Raw genomic sequence first — 15,949 nt, 5'->3', positions numbered from 1 at the left:
AAGACCTGCCATATCGGCAGGTCTTTTCATGTGTTGAAAAACGTTGATATGCCCCTTGCCTCCAAGAACAAAAATGACACTCCTTTTCTCATTCGTCCCTTTCCAAGTGAATTTGAGATGTCTCTTATCCACTGAATACGCGTTGCCAAGATCTATCCTCGAACCTGTTCATTTGGCGATGGCACGAGAAGCGTTCGGTGGTGACGCCTGCGGGAACAGCACGGACCGAAGATCCACTTGGGCAGATGCCCTTCCTGCCCAAGTTAGCTGAGGCCGTGCCCGCGGCAAGCATCCACCGATAAGCGGAACGTGACCATCAGCACGACACACATCCTCCCCACTTGAAGAAAGAAAAAAGAAACGTCTGCGGGGGATCTTCCCAACAGACGTTTACTTTACCAAAGCGCTTCTTCTTTATTCGTCAGTTCCACCATCCATGGAAAAGCGGTTAAAAAGCCGGCTTCCGCTGTAAAAAGCAGAGCCAGTCCAACAGCTATCGAGACATCCATCACAAGGGCAAACGGCAGGACCGATAATGGCATCATATGAAAAAGCGATACTTTGCGCATGCTTTTCCGGGATTGGAACTGCTTCTCGCCGCAGAACTGGCAGACCGCTCCGCGATCCCTGCGTATGGACAGCCTCTGGGTATCTTTCCAAGGCCATTCATGCCCACAATTTCTGCATACAGGCACTCTTCACGCCCCCTTTTTCTCTTTTTCTAAACGATCATGGCACCGGACCTCTCTATGGCCTTGCCAGGACCTTCCCATTACGAGAAAAATCGCTGCTATGGATAGAGAGCTGCCATCTTATGAAAGGGTTCCACCGATAGTTGCGATGCTTTCTTTACCCTTCAGCCCTGTTTTCAGAGGGGTTACTTGAACATGACGTTATGTACGGTCGTATTGATCAGGTCCGCATAACGGATCCACTGGATGAGGAAAAACACACAGACAGTTGTATGGACAACAACTGTTACCCACAACAGCCCCTTTTTCCTGGGATGTCTGCCAAGGGCTTTCCTACTCGTCAATACGGCGTATGTTGCTATGAAAACCGGGAGGAGAACCGCTGCCACGAGAACCCATTGGTTAAAGGCTTCCATATGTGTGCCAAGCTTACCTAAACCAGCCTCTTCACCGGAAACGTTTGAATTCATGATTGGCCCGGGTTCTTTCCATCCTTCATGGATAACGAGCTGATCTTTATCGGTTACACTATAATCCAAATAACTGAAATTCATCGTATAATAGATGCCCAGCGTCGCCAATAAACTAAGGACAAACACAAGCATCCACCGGATAGGAACAGAAGTCATTGGATCCTCCCCTTTTATTCCAAAATCAATCTTCCCACACCGTCCCTCCAAAGCTGAGGGTTATCCCATTTCCCGAGGTCAGCCCATACCAGTATAGATAAGGATGGAAACGAACAGGAACCCGGAGAGAAACAACGCTTTCTTGGAGCGGCTCCACGATTTCATCCAACCCCACCTTTTTCTGTCCACATCAAGCCAGAAATAATCAACGGCCACTGAGATCATAATAATCAGGAGTGCTGGTATCATCGGCCTCCCTCCTTCCATTACGTTCACCTTATCATAAAACAACCAATATATTCCATTGTGACTGAGAACAAAAACGGGTTTTCTTTTCGACGGTTTGCAGGTATAAAGGAAAAAAGCGCAAATATATAAAACACACGTTCTTTCTATAAAGATCACGTGAGAAGGAGGAAAGCAAGTGTATAGAAGCAAACAGAAGCGGCGTTGGTTATGGTCCATCCTTTTCCTTGTGTCCCTGCTGATTTTCCCTGCCCAAGGATGGGCAGCAGAATCAACGGAAAACGGAAAATGGAGATACACGGCGCTTGGTGATTCCCTCGCCTACGGTATTCAATCCGACGGTTCTGCAGGACTCAGCTATGCCGACTTTTTAGCCAACGATTTGGAAAACGTCGACAGGCTGGAAACGTTCACGAAGGCCTATGCTGTCCCCGGCCTCACCTCGGAAGGGCTGCTCAGTCAGATGCAGACCAATGAGAAGGCTCTCAAATCAGCCTCTGAAGCCGACCTGATTACGATCAGTATTGGAGCCAACGATTTTTTACAGGTATTCAGTAAAGACCCTGACGAGCTTAAAAATCCGGAAGTCGTTCAATCAATCCTGCAGAATGTGGGCGAGAATTATGGAAAAGTCGTCCGTCAGATTCGAACCGTCAATCCGGATGCGAAGATCTTCCTTATGGGCTACTACAATTCGTTTCCTGCCTACCCTGAAGAAGACCAGCAGCAGTTCATTCAGTTGATGGACGCATTGAACCAAACCATCCAGAAGGTGGCGTCTGCATCAGGAAGTGACTATGTCGCTACGTTTGAGGCAGTGGCTGAGAATTATGACGCCTATCTCCCGAACCCGCAGAACGTCCATCCTGGTGAAAAGGGCTATGAACGGATCGCTGAGGAGTTCTGGAAAGCGGTCAAACCATTCGTCCCTGTTGCTGCAGACCGGATTGCCGGAGAGAACCGTTATGAAACAGCTGTTGAAATCTCTAAACAGGGCTGGGACGAATCAGACACCATCGTCCTTGCCAGGGGGGATCATTTCCCAGATGCACTGGCAGGCTCGCCACTTGCCTACCATATGGATGCGCCCATCCTGCTGACAAAGGAACGCCTGCCAGCTGAGGTCAGGGAAGAAATCCAGCGACTCGGAGCGGACAAAGCCGTTATTCTCGGCGGTACAGAAGCGGTCTCTCCTTTTGTTGAAAGTCAGTTAAAGGGCATCGGCCTTACCGTTCAGCGTATTGGTGGTAAAGACCGGTTTGTAACGGCAGCTAATATTGCTGCTGTCTTGAACGGAAATCCTCAACAAGCAGTAGTGACGAATGGTATGGATTTCCCTGATGCCCTGGCCATCGCCTCCTACGCTGCTGGAGAGGGCCACCCAATCTTACTTACGAAAGACACCCAACTCCCCGACGTGACGGCCCTGGCCCTTACCGATGTGGATGCGTCGATAGCGGTCGGCGGCACGCGTGTAATCTCTGATGAAGTTTTTCAAGCGCTCCCTTCAGCCGTCCGTTACGGCGGCGAAAATCGCTATGAAACTTCAGCCTTGATCGCTAAGGAGTTGAATCCGGCAGACCGGGCATTTATAGCCACCGGTTCAGATTTCGCCGATGCGTTGACAGGATCGATCCTGGCGGCTAAAGAAAACAGCACGTTCCTGCTTGTTCCTCCTGATTACCTTGATGCTTCCATTGCAGAAGCAGCAGAGGAGCTCGGCATCCGTCACTTCACCATTTTAGGCGGAACAGGAGCGGTCGGTCCTTCCGTAACAGAAGATCTGATGAAATCAGCACACGAATAAAGGAAGACCTGCCTCGTGCAGGTCTTCCTTCTTTTGTAGAAAACACACAACACAGGATCCGCCATTCATCAAAGCGGCTTTTTTGTAAAGTCTTTAGTAGAATAGAATAACAACAGATGTAGAGAAGGAGACAGCTTATGAAAAAATGGCTTCTGTATATCCTTGCTGGTATGTTCACCCTCGCTCTGCTTGCCTTTGGAGCTTTCTATATATGGGCGGAGCAGACTTACGAACCCTCGGACCATCTATCAGACATTCCAGAGCGTCAGGAAGACTGGGTAATCTTTGAACCGGACGGGGAGCCGAAGGCCGGGGTTGTGCTATATCCTGGAGCGAAAGTCGAACCCGAAGCGTACAGCTATATTGGGAATCAACTGCGGGAACAGGGATACCTGACGGCAATTCCGTCCACGAGGTTCAACTTTCCCATCCTAGAAGCACAAAAAGCGGATGAAATGCTGGAAAACTCCCCCCTTGATGAATGGTTCATTGGAGGACATTCCCTTGGTGGTGTTGCCGCTGCCTCTTATGCCGATGACAATCAAGAACAACTGGACGGCTTGTTTTTCCTGGCTTCCTACCCGGCTGATCAAAATGACTTTTCGGACTCCGACTTCCCGATGCTGTCCATCTACGGAGAAAAGGATGGCCTGACTACGCTCACAGATATCGAGGAAAAGAGTCCGCTTCTTTCAGATATGGCTGTCCTCTATGAAGTCAAGGGTGGCAACCACGCCCAATTCGGCTGGTACGGAGAGCAAAAGGGGGACAATCCAGCGGATATTCCTGTTCAAGAACAGCAGGACATTATTATCAAAACATTGGTTACGTGGCTTGAATCACCCTAGAACAAACAAGATGGGCTCCAGGCGTGTATGACGGACCCTGATTTTCATGCAGGCGCCCTTCCCTGTTTTTTAAAAAATGAAGAGGCTGCCTGGACAGTCGCAGGCAACCTCTTCTGTATAACACCGTTCTTTGTCAGCGAAGAAAGATCGAAAAAAGAATGAAGACCAGAATCAAACCGACAAGAATCAGTCCTGTTCCTTTCCAGCCGAGGCTGCCGACTAAATCCATCAGTCCGCCGCCGTGTTCCCGGCCGGGACTGTTTCTTTTTAAATCCTCCTGCCTCAGCTTTTCTCTATCATAAGCTTTATCTGATTGGGTCATAAATGATCCGCTCCCCTTTGTTCATGAATCGAAGCACTTCTTCAATATTCATTCTGGCAAATCTTTGATGCGCACAAAAGATCCAATATTCATACCTATCCAAGCTCCCAGTAAAGGAATAACGTCACCCGGAAAACCCTGTTGAGATTGTTGAATTGCATCATGATTAAGGAAAATAAGAAAAGCTATGATGGCAGAAACGAAAAGGAAAATAAAAATAGACTCCATCCACTTCTTTCTCCGCCACCTTTGAGTCCCTTTCACATCTTTTTCGTAGGCCTGAATAGTTCTGACCATTTTCGTCCCTTGGGGCTCTCCTTTCCATAAAGACAGAAGAGCAAAAAACCCGATCCCTGAAAGCACGACCGCACACAGAACTAAAAAGTGAGCAACCGGCCAGCCGTTAATTGCGTATATGCTGAAGAAAATAACGATGAATAACATAACAATATTCTGTTGAAGCAGCAGTCGCTTTTTCAAACGCCGGATATGTTTAACGTCCCATCCTTCAGCCTTCACTTCCTCAATCGTCTGCATACAGCAAATCCCCTCCCAAGAAGTAAGCATCTGCTATATTTTTCCTCACCCAGATGATTCCGAAACCTAATCAAGTTGGTCAGCGTATGTATAACAAAGACTGATTTCCTTATGGAGGTGAACAGCATGTTCTTCCGGCTCTTTCACAAACTCGACCGTCCAAAGAAAATGGCCCTGCTCTTCGTGTCTATCCTTTTACTGATCGGGGGCATAGTCATGCTCTTTCTGTAACTAAGCCCCATTACTCCTTACGTCCCGGACGGCTCATACGTTTCATCATCGATCCATTCCAATTGAAAGACGATCGCATAATCCGCCTCTTTCACAGCATCCGGCATCTGCCGGGCATCTTCGATTCCCGGCACACGCAACATATCCTCTTTACCGGCAATCATATAAGCAGGATAATAGGAAACCCCTTTTTCCATGTTGAAGGCCTGCTCGATTCCAGTAAATGAATACCCGGTTAACGAGTCCGGAAGCTGAATCGTTCCTCCTGACCGGCCCCCCATCGTTCCGACGCTCACAGACGTTTGTTCTTCCATTTCACCGAGGTGAAAGCTGAAGAGGTCTTTTTTATAGATTTCCTCCCCTTCTTCTCCGGAGAATGATGAAAACCGTTCTTCCGGTTCGCTTCCATCTTCGATTACATAAGTCGTAGTCTTTAAGCCCTCTCCCTCAGGTATTTCCCCCTCTATAGTGTAAAAACGTTCGAATCCGCTGCCCAGATGGGAAATGATTGTTTCTTCACGCTCCGACAATTTTGCCGGCTTAACTGCCAGCGTATCCTTCGATGCTTCCTTCTGTTCAGGTTCTCCTTCTTCATTCGAGCAGGCGGCCAACAGAAGACCGAGTATCATAAATATCCCTAACTTTTTCATACCATTCTCCTTCTCACCCTTGAATGGAAAGCAGTTCAGACACTGTCACGAACTGATAACCTTCCTTCTCCAAATAGTCCAGCAGCGTCGGCAGAGCTTCGGCTGTTTCCTTATGCACATCATGCAGCAGGACAATCGAGCCGGGTACGACTTCTTCCTTGATCACTTTATTCACGGCCTCCGGATCTCTGCTTTTCCAGTCGTGGGAATCCACGGACCATAATACGACTGATGACCCAAAGTGCCTTGCCGCTTCCTCTACGGTTTCATTGACAGCACCGTAAGGAGGGCGGAAAACCGACGGCTGCTGCCCTGTGACGTTTGAAATTTTCTTACGGGACGCCTGCATTTCATTCTTGACGGCCGGCATCCCAATCTTCGTTAAATCCTTGTGCTGGTCGGTATGGTTACCGATCTCATGCCCCTCCTCAGCCACCCTTTTGGCAAGGTCGGGACATTTATCCACCTGTTCCCCCATCATGAAAAAAGTGGCTTTGGCATGGTGATGCTTTAAGATATCCAAAACTTCCGGTGTCACTTTCCGGTCTGGACCATCATCAAAGGTAAGCGCCACCACTTTTTGTCCGGAGTCTGTAAAAGAAAGAATCCTTTCCAACGATACGTTCACTTGAACAAAATCTTCCTTGTCTATTCCAAGGTCTTCCGGATTGAAATAAGCGGTCAAATCTTTCCCTTGTATGGACCAGTTCCAATCATCCGGCCGGTTTATCATATCTGCAAGCGCCTCCCCATCAGGGTTCTCCTTTTTCAACTGCTTCTCCACACCTTCCTGAATCCCTCGGACGGCTTCAGGGTTATCCAGCAGGTTCGTAAGCGTGACGCTTTGATTTTCCCTGTTTAGTGTAAAGACCCGTACCTTGGACTCGGACTGCTTTTCCTCCACCCTTTTGTGGGAGCGGAAAATAAAGCTGTATGTATCCCCGCGCCCCTGATGAGCATCAACCTCAATGGTTAAATGCGCACGTCGGCCGTCACCGAGCTCCCCGTTATACTTTTCCACTTTGTTGAAAAAGCTTTCTTTTTCCTGTTCAATCCACGCTTGGACAGCCTCGTTCTGTTCATCCTCTTTCATGGAGGCGGTGCTGATGGAGAGCGTGTAGGTATCCGCTTCCTCCGTCTCCTCCTGGAAATAGAGGTAGGGGGCGCTGCTGCTTTGACCAGATACAGGCGTGAGCCATTTTACCATTCCCGTTCCTATTAGACCGGCAATCAGCAGAAGAACGACCCAGCCAGGCCATTTAATCCGTTTGATCAGTGGTTTTCTTCCTGCCATATCCCCTTCATCCCTTTTCTATTATTCTCTCTATCTATTATTCCAAATTTATACATATTTCTCAATGCTAATCTCTTTGAAGGATACTCTCTTCCAGTTGATAGAGAGGCAGGTCATTACCTGTAAAAAAACCAGCAGATCGTGAGAGATTAACCATAAAAAAGCCCGCCATAATGGCGGGGTGGAGTCTTTTCCTGACCTTAGGTGTTCATTTTTCTTCGGGCATTGAATTCTGTCCCAAAGAACACGGCTCCCATAAGAAAAAGAATGCTGGAGAAAAACAGAACCATGCCGTTCCATTGACCATCAAAAATTGTAATGTTCACAAGTGTCATGGTATGTGTAATTAATAAAAGCACAAACAAAATCACATAGGTTTTCATACGTCGCGACCTCCTAAACGTAACCTCTACTCTTCTTTCATCTTCTTCCATCCTAAATAAAACAGCCCTGTCACAAAAAGAAGCCAGGGCAGCCAGGGCACAGCGCTGGAATCATACCGGAATGACATTCCCGGAAAGCTCTGCGCCATTTCTATGATGACAAACAGCAGCATGGAAAAAGAAAAATAGATCGCCGCTGCTATATGGTGTACCAATGAACATCCTCCTTTGTTACACAGTTCTCCGGCCGAACCGGACATACATCAACAGGGCACTTCCCACGGCAAACATCCCGGCTGCTATTCCAAAGTAAAAAAAGAGATGTCCGCCAATTGTGGAGGAAGCATAGCTGAGGTAACTGAAAGCGAACAGCCCCGCCCCTAACAAAGCCAGTAAAACCATCGACCCTTTCCACCGGCCATTCGTCAGGATGGAGCCCACCGTCAAAAGCAATAAAATGAAACTGCTGAACATCAGCATCGGAAACAGCGGACTGAACTTAGCGGCATATACAAAGTAATCCAGCTGGATGATCTGCTCCTCTCCCCTTACCTCTCCGTTGATCATTTGGGAAAAAGGAGTGGAATGAGCCCATTCCCATGATTTATCCAGAAGCGCACTTCCTTCATACCAGGAAACAAGGGCAGAAAAAATGAAAACAACGGAAAGAAGAACACATACGACAAAGGATCGATACATAGAACTCCTCCTCTTTCATTTCCTTTTAGGAATCCATCCGTTCCAAAAGCATGTAGTCCTTTGTTTTTTCTACATCGATTTGATTTCTCCTGCCAAAAGCCAGTAATTCGTCATACCCCTCCGGCTCTGTCATCACCACTAACGGGATGTTCAAGCCCTTATAGGTTTGAATGGCAGCGGCTTTCTTTTTCCAGCCGGTCCGGAAGAATTTAAGCGTTTGGATATGCGCAGGTACCAGTTCTTTCTTTAACACCCGCTTCTTCAGATAGGTAACGGTATAAATCAATCGCTGATCCTGAATATCAATTTGAAATCGAAATAAACTTCCTATCGCTAAGAATAATAGAATCACCAGGAACAGTTGAATCGATGCACCGAATGCGCTGGAGAGGAGTAACCACAGAAGGGGAAAGAGAAGTGTGACCGTATCCCTGATCCTCTTCGGATTGATGGAATAACTCATGACTGATCACCTCCAAACCTTTCCAGCTTCCTTTGGACGCTCCAATAAACAGCTAAGGCTGCCATTTGAAGTGGGAAAAGAAACCGAAAAGGAGAAGATGAATGTGGATGAATGATTTGATAAATGCCGGCTGTTATGACCATTAGACCCATTCCTAATACGACCATCCGCAGAATCTTTTTCAGCTTATAATCGTTCGTTAAAATCCCCCCCACTCCTCTTTCAACAAACCATAAACGATCCTGTCGTGATGGCTTCCGTTCAAATATTCATACTCACGCAGGACTCCTTCCTTCGTGAATCCGAGCCGTTCGGGAACCGCTCTGCTTTTCCCATTTCCTACGGCCGTCTGAATGTCCACTTTTCTTAAACCGAGCTCAAAAAATGCGTAATCGACCATCTTCCGGACCGCTTTCGTTACCAGCCCCCTGCCCGTAAAGTCGTCTCCGAGCCAGTAGCCGATTTCCGTTCTTCCCGTTTCCTCATCTATGTATAGAAATCCAGTGGAACCGGCCAGTTCTCCTTTATACAGGATGCCGGCCCAGAAACCTTTTCCATCGGCCATCCTTGTCAGGGACCTGCTTATAAAGGCAGCAGAATCGACCGCTTCCTTCGTTTTGTTTGGGAAGGAAAGCCACACCCCGAGGTGGTGCCTGTTTTTGTCGACCAGCTTGAACAAGGCATCCGCGTGTCTTGGTTCCAGGATGGACAGCTCTACGTCATCATCCACATGCATCGTAAACATATGTTTTCCTCCTCTTCTACGATTCCAATTATTTCAAAAGATTCCCCTGAACTCAATCATTAAAAAAACCTTCTTTTTTTATAAAGAAGGCAGTCTGTATAAAAAGTTCGCCCTATCCAATTAGAGTTGTCCGCATGTCGTGTTGAGAGGGCACGTTCCGCTTATCGGCGGATGCTTGCCGCGGGCACGGCCTCAGCTAACTTGGTCAAGAAACCATTGGACCAAGTGGATCTTCGGCTCGCGCTGTTCCCGCAGGCGTCACCACCGAACGCTCTTCGTGCCGGTCCCTGTGGCAAACAACTTTACGCTACGATAAAATGAAGGAAAGTAGATATACCGTATGAGAAAAGAAAAAGTCGAGCGTAACTTCGCAGATTCAAAAGAACGGCATGGGCTGCGCGATTGCCGATTGCGTGGAATAGAAAAAGGGAAAGCACAGGCGCTGATAACGGCTGCCTGCCGGAATATGAAAAAGATGGCCATCCAGCAAGGGGGAGCGGGGTGAAGGAGAATCTTTTTCGATGTTAAATAACTCCCAAGGAGCGGTGCCCCTTCCACTCCTGCGGAAGAACGAGTGGTCCGAGATCGCCGAGCGTGGGTTTTGCGAGGAAGCTCGGGCGCTCGTCCGCGGAAAGGGAAGGGGCTTTCGCTCCTGGCGGTAAGAACGAAAAAAGCTTGTAAAGAAACAGGGGTTTCTCTACAAGCTGCCTCCTTTTTTATAAAGAAGGCTTTATCTGCTTTATTTCCTCGCAGGCTCGTTGGAAGTTTTCCAGTGATTCTTTTCCTAAAGCAGACCTGTCACCGCCGAACAATCGCTGCAGGACGATTTCCTGCGCTTGTTCGATAGAGAGGTCTCCACTGTTTAACACGAGCTTTATATAAGACTTAAAATATTCCTTGGTCAATGCGCCCGATTGATGCAGCATGCGTCATTCCCTCCTCCATTCTTCATTACAGAAGCAGGAGAGCCTTCCTTGAAGACTCCCCCGGCAGACTCTATGCGTTTTCCTGACGGTTTTCCTCCTGTCCCTCTTCGCTATCGTTTTCCTTTGATTCTTTTTCCTCTACCTCTTCAATGTCTACATGACAGCAGTTTTTATCCGACTTGGAAAACAAACCGCGGAGCCCTTTCTTTTTTTCAGCCATGGATTTCACCTCCTTTAAAGTACCGTCTGCACGATAAACCCTGTGGATACCGCCACGACGAGGATGGAGACAACAAAAGCGGTGACGAGCTTCGGTTTGAACAGTTTATTCAACAAAACCACCTCAGGAATACTCGCGCCCGCACCACCGATGACCAAGGCGATAATGGCACCGATCCCCATGCCCTTACTAACGAGTGCATCGGCAATCGGCAGAATCGCTTCCGCTCGGATGTACATGGGGATACCAATGACAGAAGCCACCGGAATCGTCCATGGTTGATCTCCACCTGCAAACCTGGCAATCATCTCCTGAGGAATGAAGTCATGGATGAATGCTCCGATGAATACCCCAAGTAGAAGGAACGGCAGGACAGGGTAAAAGAAGCCCCAGGCGTCCCGCAGCGCCACCTTCCATTTCGGCTCATCCGCTTCAGCAGTAGTGCTTCCTTTCCGGACCCTTACATTTTTCACGAACTTTTCAAGCCCGAGCAGATCCCATACCACTCCAATCAGGATGGAGAAAGCACCGACAATCAGAACATAGGACAACGTCAATTCCCACCCGAGCAGCGTCCACAGCAGAAGGACAATGACGGGGTTCAATAATGGCGAGGCTACTAAGAAGGACATGGACGGTCCAAACGGTGCTTTAGAAGAAAGCAGCCCCGCCAGAATCGGGATCGTCGAACATGAACAGAAGGGCGTCAGTGCCCCGAGCACCGTTCCATACAGGTAGCCGCTCCATTTATTCGGTCGTTCCAACACCCGTTTAATCCGCTCCTCTGTCACCTTCTGCTGCAGAAGACTGACGAGGAAGCTGATGAGAATGAACAATGCGGTCAACTCCGCAAACAAAATGAGGAATGTTTTCATAAACTCGAGAAAATCATTCATAAGATCCCTCCCTGCATCAACTTTTTTTGATGTAATGATCACAGTAGATCAATTTTTTTTGATGTATAATGTATAGATTTACCCTGACTACTGACCAGGGTAAAAGATGCAGCAGAGTTCCGGGGATAGGATGGATTTAACTTCCGAATCGTTCAGCTGATAATAGTTCCAGGTCCCCTTCTTTTCCCTCTGAATAAAACCGGCATCATGAAGGATTTTCAAATGGTAGGACAGTTTGGACTGCGGGAGTCCGACAAGCTCTGTCAGATCACAGACACACAGCTGTCCCTGCTGATTCAGTTCATACATGATTTTAAGACGAAGCTGATCTGCGAGTGCCTTGAATTTCTTTTCGTACCCTTCAAAGGAAAGTTCCTTCCCGGTTCCTGCATGTTGATCGACCGTTTCCATCGTCTCACCTCTACATCAAATTTTTTTGATCTAACTGCATTATATTCATCCCTCAGGAAGGATGTCAATTGAATGCATCAAATTTTTTTGATGTATGTTCATTCATCCATTCCTAAGTAATGCGTCTCCAGCTCCTCTTCCTGTATACCATGGTTATGATAAAGCCGGTGAGCCCTTGCATTCGGCTTAGAACTCACCACTCTGTGCAGATGGTGATCAATATAGTGGGCGGCCGCATGATCATCAACGGCCAGTCCGGTCTTGATTTTCCCTTCGGCCATTAATTTCTTATATGCCGGCCTCCGTTTCGGTTCGCCGTCATAATGCGGACAGTGGCTTCCCGAAAGAAAGCCCAGCCCTTGCAGCGGTTCCAGCTCCCCTCCGAAGGAATCCGTGACGCCTTCTTCAAACCAACAGATCGATCCGGCACTGACACCTGCAAGGATGACGCCCTGCTCCCACGCTTTCTTCAAGATCACATCCACTCCCCATTCTCTCCATAACGCCAGCATATTCCTCGTATTTCCACCGCCGACGAAGATGATATCCTTTTCCAGTAGAAAACTGTCCAGATCTCTTGTGGGTGGGTGAAATAATGAAAGGTGGGAAGGCTGACAGGCATAGTTTTCGAAAAAGTTGTAAAATCTGGCCGTGTAGCTGCCGGAATCTCCGCTGGCGGTCGGTATAAAACAGATGTGGGGCTTTGTTTTCGATGACTGTTCCAGCAGGTACGTATCCAACAGCGGATTTTCAGGATCCATCGAAAATCCTCCTCCACCTACAGCGATGATCTGTTTCATAAGCAGCACTCCTTTTCAACATTGATTTATGAGATAAAATATGTAAAAATATCCAGGAATACGAAGGTATTTCTATTACTCCTCATCAAAAGGGAGAGGTAAAATGATTGGATTCTTATACAATAGTACGTTGGCTGGATTATTCGGTTTAGGGATGTATCGGTTTATTCTTTTTGAAGGAACAGCATCCAAAGAGCATGCGCTTTCGTTTATCATTTCTGCCATCGTTATTCTGATCACAGCCCTTACAGGGAAGCGTTTCGCAGCCAAAGCATCTGAAAAAGCATCCAATGACTGGTTTTACGTGTCTCTTCTGTTTCCATTTCTATGGGGAATAGACGCTTTTCAAGCCATTCAATATGCGTATCCCTCATCGTTCATTGCCATTATCGGGTGTGGGCTTGCGACCTCTCTTCTGGTCTCCGCATGCTTATGGGATAGACCTGTACAAACAAACAGAAAAAAGATTGCCTCAGAGGCCGTCCAGGACTAAATGGAGATAATCCCCATGTCCTCTGATCAAATCCACTTCCTCTACGGACGAAATCCAGAAGAAGTGGAAGATCAGCCCTTTTCTTCTTCTCCCCCCGGACGGTTCCTGCAGCCAGCTGCCTTTCACCTCCGGGGTGTGGAGCTGATAAAAATACCGCTTATGCGGCTTTCTGCCCTCATTCATCCACGTATCCACCGCCAGTAATTTTTCTACATAGACGGAATTCAGCCCTGTTTCCTCCACCATTTCCCTTACAACAGCATGAAGATGATCTTCCCCCGGGTTCACAGTTCCTTTAGGAATTTGAATGCCGGCCTCAGGAACCGAATGTTGAAAAACAAGCACCTGGGGCTTTTCTTTATAAAAGCGGGTGATATATCCATAGACTTTCCATACAGGTTCCACAAGCACACCTCCTTTGTTACTGACCCGGGATGATTGTTCCTTGATGGAAATACAGCTGCCATCTGCCATGGATTTTCTTCCAGACTGAGCTCCTCCATGTGTTCCGCTTCCGCGTCGTATCCTTGACTTTATATGTACTCAGGACCGTATCCTCTGCCAGAATCTGAATCTCATAATGATGCAGCGTCATTTCTGACAGAACGACCCCAAGATTCAGGCAGTCTTTTTTCGTATAGATGATTCCGGAACTGCCAATCTCCCAAAAATCATCTGCAAGGATCTGATCCAGTTTTTCAGCGGAAGACCTGACGTCCAGACTGATATGTGCTCCTTCTAATTCCCTGAGATGGTTTTTTAGATCTTTCATCTATCCTCACCCTCTTCTGCTTACCGCCCCTTTATAAAGATTAGTTCTACACATTTCCTTTTTTATCCTTTTTGTTCAGCATACACTCCTGTTTATGACCAGAAAAAAAGACCCCTTGAGGGCCTTTCTTTGATTGATTAAGAGTACCATCCACCGTGGCTGTGATGAACGCCGCCCCACGGATAATAATTTCCCTGGCCGTAATGGTACCCGTAGCCGGGTGCATAGCTGCTGTGTCCGTGCTCGAAACCGGATCCTCCATACGTTCCCTGCCCATGATGATACCCGTAGCCCGGGACATAGGTGCCATGTCCATGGTGATAGCCATACCCCGGGATATAAGTCCCATGTCCGTGATGGTATCCTCCGCCGGGTACGTAGGTGCCGTGTCCATGATGATAAATCCGTTCCACAACGATCGCCCCTTCCGTTTGCTTCAACCTTAGCCTATGCCGGGCGAGAAGGTGTGGTCTGGGCGTTATCCATAAAACAAACCACGCTGCCTCTTGACAGCGCGGCTTGTCTTTTATTTAGATTCATAGATCAAACGTATGGTTTTCCACCGTTTCCTTATACCAGTAGTAGCTGTCTTTCGGTGTACGCTCAAACGTATCAAAATTGACGTGGATGATTCCGAAGCGCTTGTCATAGCCTTCCGCCCATTCAAAATTATCAAGAAGCGACCAGACGATGTACCCGGCAATCGGGACGCCGGCCTCAATGGCCCGGCTCAGCGATGTGAGGTGCTGTTTCAAGTATTCGATTCGTTCCTGATCATGCACCTTTCCATCCTCTTCTACGTCGTGGTTGTAGCAGGCCCCGTTTTCTGTGATGTACAGCTGCAAGTCACCGTACGTTTCATGAAGATCCTTTAACGTTTTGTAGAAGCCTTCTGCATAGATCGGCCAGTCGATATCTGTGCGGCGGTCGTCCACGGGAATCTCCTCGACCTGGAACATGCCTCCGTCTTCCTTGTAGCGGCCGAGGCTTCCTGTGTAGTAGTTGATTCCCATAAGATCGATTGGCTGGGAGATGATATCGAGATCTCCTTCTTCCATACGCAGCACGGCATCCTGTTCAGCAAAGATGCTCTGCAGCGTCTCTGGGTATGTACCTTTGAACACAGGATCCATGAACCATTCCTTCTGCCACATCATCCCTCTGCGGCAGGCTTCCACATCTTTTTCATCCGGAGTAAAGGGCTCCAGCCAGCCAACATTCGGAGCATACCCGATCTCCCCGTCCGGCACAAAATTCCGGAACGATTGGACTGCTTTGCCATGAGCAAGCAGCAGGTGGTGGGAAACATCAACGGCGGCCTGCAGGCTTGTTTTTCCCGGCGCATGAATGCCGAGGTAGTTGGATAAAAAGGAGGCACACCACGGTTCATTGATGGTCAGCCACTTTTTCACCTGTCCACCGAACGCCTGAAACATTGCTTCGGCATAGGATAAGAACGCGTCTGTCGTGTCGCGGTTCTCCCATCCGCCCTTTTCCTGAAGCACCTGGGGAAGATCCCAATGATAAAGGGTGATCATCGGCTCGATCCCGTTTTCGATCAGATCATCAATCAGATGACGGTAATAGGCCACTCCTTCTTCGTTCAGATCTCCGGTCCCATCAGGAATGACCCGGGACCATGATATCGAAAAGCGGTAAAGATCGACACCGAGGCTTTTCAAATGCTGCACGTCTTCCTTGTACATATGATAACTGTTACAGGCCTCATCTCCATGATCCCCGTTTTTTACGTTGCCGGGGGTATGAGCAAAGACGTCCCAGATCGAAGGAGTCCTGCCTCCCTCCTTTGCTGCCCCTTCGATTTGGTAGGACGCGGTGGCCGCCCCCCACTTAAATTGTTCTGGAAATTGAATAGTTGTCATAA

General features: G+C 48.1%; 24 protein-coding genes and 1 pseudogene. 4 read left to right on the top strand and 21 right to left on the bottom strand.

The window, feature by feature from the left end; translation table 11 throughout:
* Positions 1-395: 395 nt before the first annotated feature.
* From ACXAGL_RS15280 to ACXAGL_RS15270, 3 genes are all read right to left on the bottom strand, one after another.
* Positions 396-695: a TIGR04104 family putative zinc finger protein gene (locus tag ACXAGL_RS15280; protein WP_474991668.1), complete on the bottom strand. Its 300-nt coding sequence runs from the start codon at positions 693-695 to the stop codon at positions 396-398.
* A 182-nt stretch (positions 696-877) separates the two neighbouring features.
* A complete protein-coding gene (locus ACXAGL_RS15275; RefSeq protein ID WP_474991666.1) occupies positions 878-1,321 on the bottom strand; it encodes a hypothetical protein in 444 nt (147 codons plus the stop codon).
* Between the two features lie 78 nt (positions 1,322-1,399).
* On the bottom strand, positions 1,400-1,570 hold the full coding sequence (locus tag ACXAGL_RS15270; RefSeq protein ID WP_474968203.1) for a hypothetical protein: 171 nt from the start codon (positions 1,568-1,570) through the stop codon (positions 1,400-1,402).
* Between the two features lie 175 nt (positions 1,571-1,745).
* On the opposite strand from ACXAGL_RS15270, the gene ACXAGL_RS15265 reads away from it, so the two are divergent.
* Both ACXAGL_RS15265 and ACXAGL_RS15260 read left to right on the top strand, forming a co-directional pair.
* Complete coding sequence (locus ACXAGL_RS15265) at positions 1,746-3,374, top strand: cell wall-binding repeat-containing protein (RefSeq protein ID WP_474991664.1); 1,629 nt, start codon at positions 1,746-1,748, stop codon at positions 3,372-3,374.
* A gap of 137 nt (positions 3,375-3,511) precedes the next feature.
* The gene (locus tag ACXAGL_RS15260) at positions 3,512-4,222 is read left to right on the top strand and encodes an alpha/beta hydrolase (RefSeq protein WP_474991663.1); all 711 of its coding nucleotides are present in this window, start codon (positions 3,512-3,514) and stop codon (positions 4,220-4,222) included.
* 133 nt (positions 4,223-4,355) lie between these two features.
* Here the strand turns inward: ACXAGL_RS15260 and ACXAGL_RS15255 are convergent, their stop codons facing one another.
* From ACXAGL_RS15255 to ACXAGL_RS15215, 9 genes are all read right to left on the bottom strand, one after another.
* Entirely contained in the window at positions 4,356-4,544 is a 189-nt protein-coding gene (locus ACXAGL_RS15255; RefSeq protein ID WP_474991662.1) for a DUF6366 family protein, read from the bottom strand.
* A 48-nt stretch (positions 4,545-4,592) separates the two neighbouring features.
* Positions 4,593-5,081 (bottom strand): hypothetical protein, encoded by a 489-nt coding sequence (locus tag ACXAGL_RS15250; RefSeq protein ID WP_474991660.1) that lies wholly within the window; start codon positions 5,079-5,081, stop codon positions 4,593-4,595.
* A gap of 248 nt (positions 5,082-5,329) precedes the next feature.
* Positions 5,330-5,962 (bottom strand): hypothetical protein, encoded by a 633-nt coding sequence (locus ACXAGL_RS15245; RefSeq protein ID WP_474968198.1) that lies wholly within the window; start codon positions 5,960-5,962, stop codon positions 5,330-5,332.
* Between the two features lie 13 nt (positions 5,963-5,975).
* Positions 5,976-7,256, bottom strand: coding sequence for a polysaccharide deacetylase family protein (locus tag ACXAGL_RS15240; protein WP_474991658.1), 1,281 nt, complete (start codon positions 7,254-7,256; stop codon positions 5,976-5,978).
* Between the two features lie 200 nt (positions 7,257-7,456).
* Positions 7,457-7,639: a hypothetical protein gene (locus ACXAGL_RS15235; RefSeq protein ID WP_474968196.1), complete on the bottom strand. Its 183-nt coding sequence runs from the start codon at positions 7,637-7,639 to the stop codon at positions 7,457-7,459.
* Between the two features lie 26 nt (positions 7,640-7,665).
* Positions 7,666-7,854 (bottom strand): hypothetical protein, encoded by a 189-nt coding sequence (locus tag ACXAGL_RS15230; protein WP_474968195.1) that lies wholly within the window; start codon positions 7,852-7,854, stop codon positions 7,666-7,668.
* 16 nt (positions 7,855-7,870) lie between these two features.
* Entirely contained in the window at positions 7,871-8,338 is a 468-nt protein-coding gene (locus ACXAGL_RS15225) for a YjdJ family protein (protein WP_474991657.1), read from the bottom strand.
* Between the two features lie 25 nt (positions 8,339-8,363).
* A complete protein-coding gene (locus ACXAGL_RS15220; protein WP_474991655.1) occupies positions 8,364-8,801 on the bottom strand; it encodes a hypothetical protein in 438 nt (145 codons plus the stop codon).
* 199 nt (positions 8,802-9,000) lie between these two features.
* Positions 9,001-9,546 (bottom strand): GNAT family N-acetyltransferase, encoded by a 546-nt coding sequence (locus ACXAGL_RS15215; RefSeq protein WP_474991653.1) that lies wholly within the window; start codon positions 9,544-9,546, stop codon positions 9,001-9,003.
* A 331-nt stretch (positions 9,547-9,877) separates the two neighbouring features.
* Between ACXAGL_RS15215 and ACXAGL_RS15210 the strand changes: the two are divergent.
* Positions 9,878-10,051: pseudogene (locus ACXAGL_RS15210) on the top strand (transposase); the annotation flags it as partial.
* Positions 10,052-10,262: 211 nt separating this feature from the next.
* Here the strand turns inward: ACXAGL_RS15210 and ACXAGL_RS15205 are convergent.
* From ACXAGL_RS15205 to ACXAGL_RS15185, 5 genes are all read right to left on the bottom strand, one after another.
* Complete coding sequence (locus tag ACXAGL_RS15205) at positions 10,263-10,472, bottom strand: hypothetical protein (RefSeq protein ID WP_474991652.1); 210 nt, start codon at positions 10,470-10,472, stop codon at positions 10,263-10,265.
* A 70-nt stretch (positions 10,473-10,542) separates the two neighbouring features.
* Positions 10,543-10,692: a hypothetical protein gene (locus ACXAGL_RS15200; RefSeq protein ID WP_474991651.1), complete on the bottom strand. Its 150-nt coding sequence runs from the start codon at positions 10,690-10,692 to the stop codon at positions 10,543-10,545.
* Positions 10,693-10,706: 14 nt separating this feature from the next.
* Positions 10,707-11,588 (bottom strand): permease, encoded by an 882-nt coding sequence (locus ACXAGL_RS15195; protein WP_474991650.1) that lies wholly within the window; start codon positions 11,586-11,588, stop codon positions 10,707-10,709.
* 87 nt (positions 11,589-11,675) lie between these two features.
* Entirely contained in the window at positions 11,676-11,999 is a 324-nt protein-coding gene (locus tag ACXAGL_RS15190) for an ArsR/SmtB family transcription factor (protein WP_474991649.1), read from the bottom strand.
* Between the two features lie 98 nt (positions 12,000-12,097).
* Positions 12,098-12,799 carry a Type 1 glutamine amidotransferase-like domain-containing protein gene (locus tag ACXAGL_RS15185; RefSeq protein ID WP_474991647.1) on the bottom strand — a complete coding sequence of 234 codons (702 nt, stop codon included), beginning with the start codon at positions 12,797-12,799 and terminating at the stop codon, positions 12,098-12,100.
* Between the two features lie 103 nt (positions 12,800-12,902).
* On the opposite strand from ACXAGL_RS15185, the gene ACXAGL_RS15180 reads away from it, so the two are divergent.
* On the top strand, positions 12,903-13,292 hold the full coding sequence (locus ACXAGL_RS15180) for a hypothetical protein (protein WP_474971647.1): 390 nt from the start codon (positions 12,903-12,905) through the stop codon (positions 13,290-13,292).
* Here ACXAGL_RS15180 and ACXAGL_RS15175 read toward each other — a convergent pair.
* From ACXAGL_RS15175 to ACXAGL_RS15160, 4 genes are all read right to left on the bottom strand, one after another.
* Positions 13,272-13,697: an NUDIX hydrolase gene (locus ACXAGL_RS15175; protein WP_474991646.1), complete on the bottom strand. Its 426-nt coding sequence runs from the start codon at positions 13,695-13,697 to the stop codon at positions 13,272-13,274. The genes ACXAGL_RS15180 and ACXAGL_RS15175 overlap by 21 nt on opposite strands.
* A gap of 16 nt (positions 13,698-13,713) precedes the next feature.
* A complete protein-coding gene (locus ACXAGL_RS15170; protein WP_474991645.1) occupies positions 13,714-14,064 on the bottom strand; it encodes a nuclear transport factor 2 family protein in 351 nt (116 codons plus the stop codon).
* Between the two features lie 137 nt (positions 14,065-14,201).
* Positions 14,202-14,477: a hypothetical protein gene (locus ACXAGL_RS15165; RefSeq protein ID WP_474971650.1), complete on the bottom strand. Its 276-nt coding sequence runs from the start codon at positions 14,475-14,477 to the stop codon at positions 14,202-14,204.
* A gap of 123 nt (positions 14,478-14,600) precedes the next feature.
* Positions 14,601-15,947: a GH1 family beta-glucosidase gene (locus ACXAGL_RS15160; protein ID WP_474991644.1), complete on the bottom strand. Its 1,347-nt coding sequence runs from the start codon at positions 15,945-15,947 to the stop codon at positions 14,601-14,603.
* Positions 15,948-15,949 lie beyond the last annotated feature (2 nt).

It is taken from the genome of Halobacillus sp. ABA4_118 (genome assembly GCF_056160205.1).
This window is presented reverse-complemented; position numbering and strand designations above follow the sequence as displayed.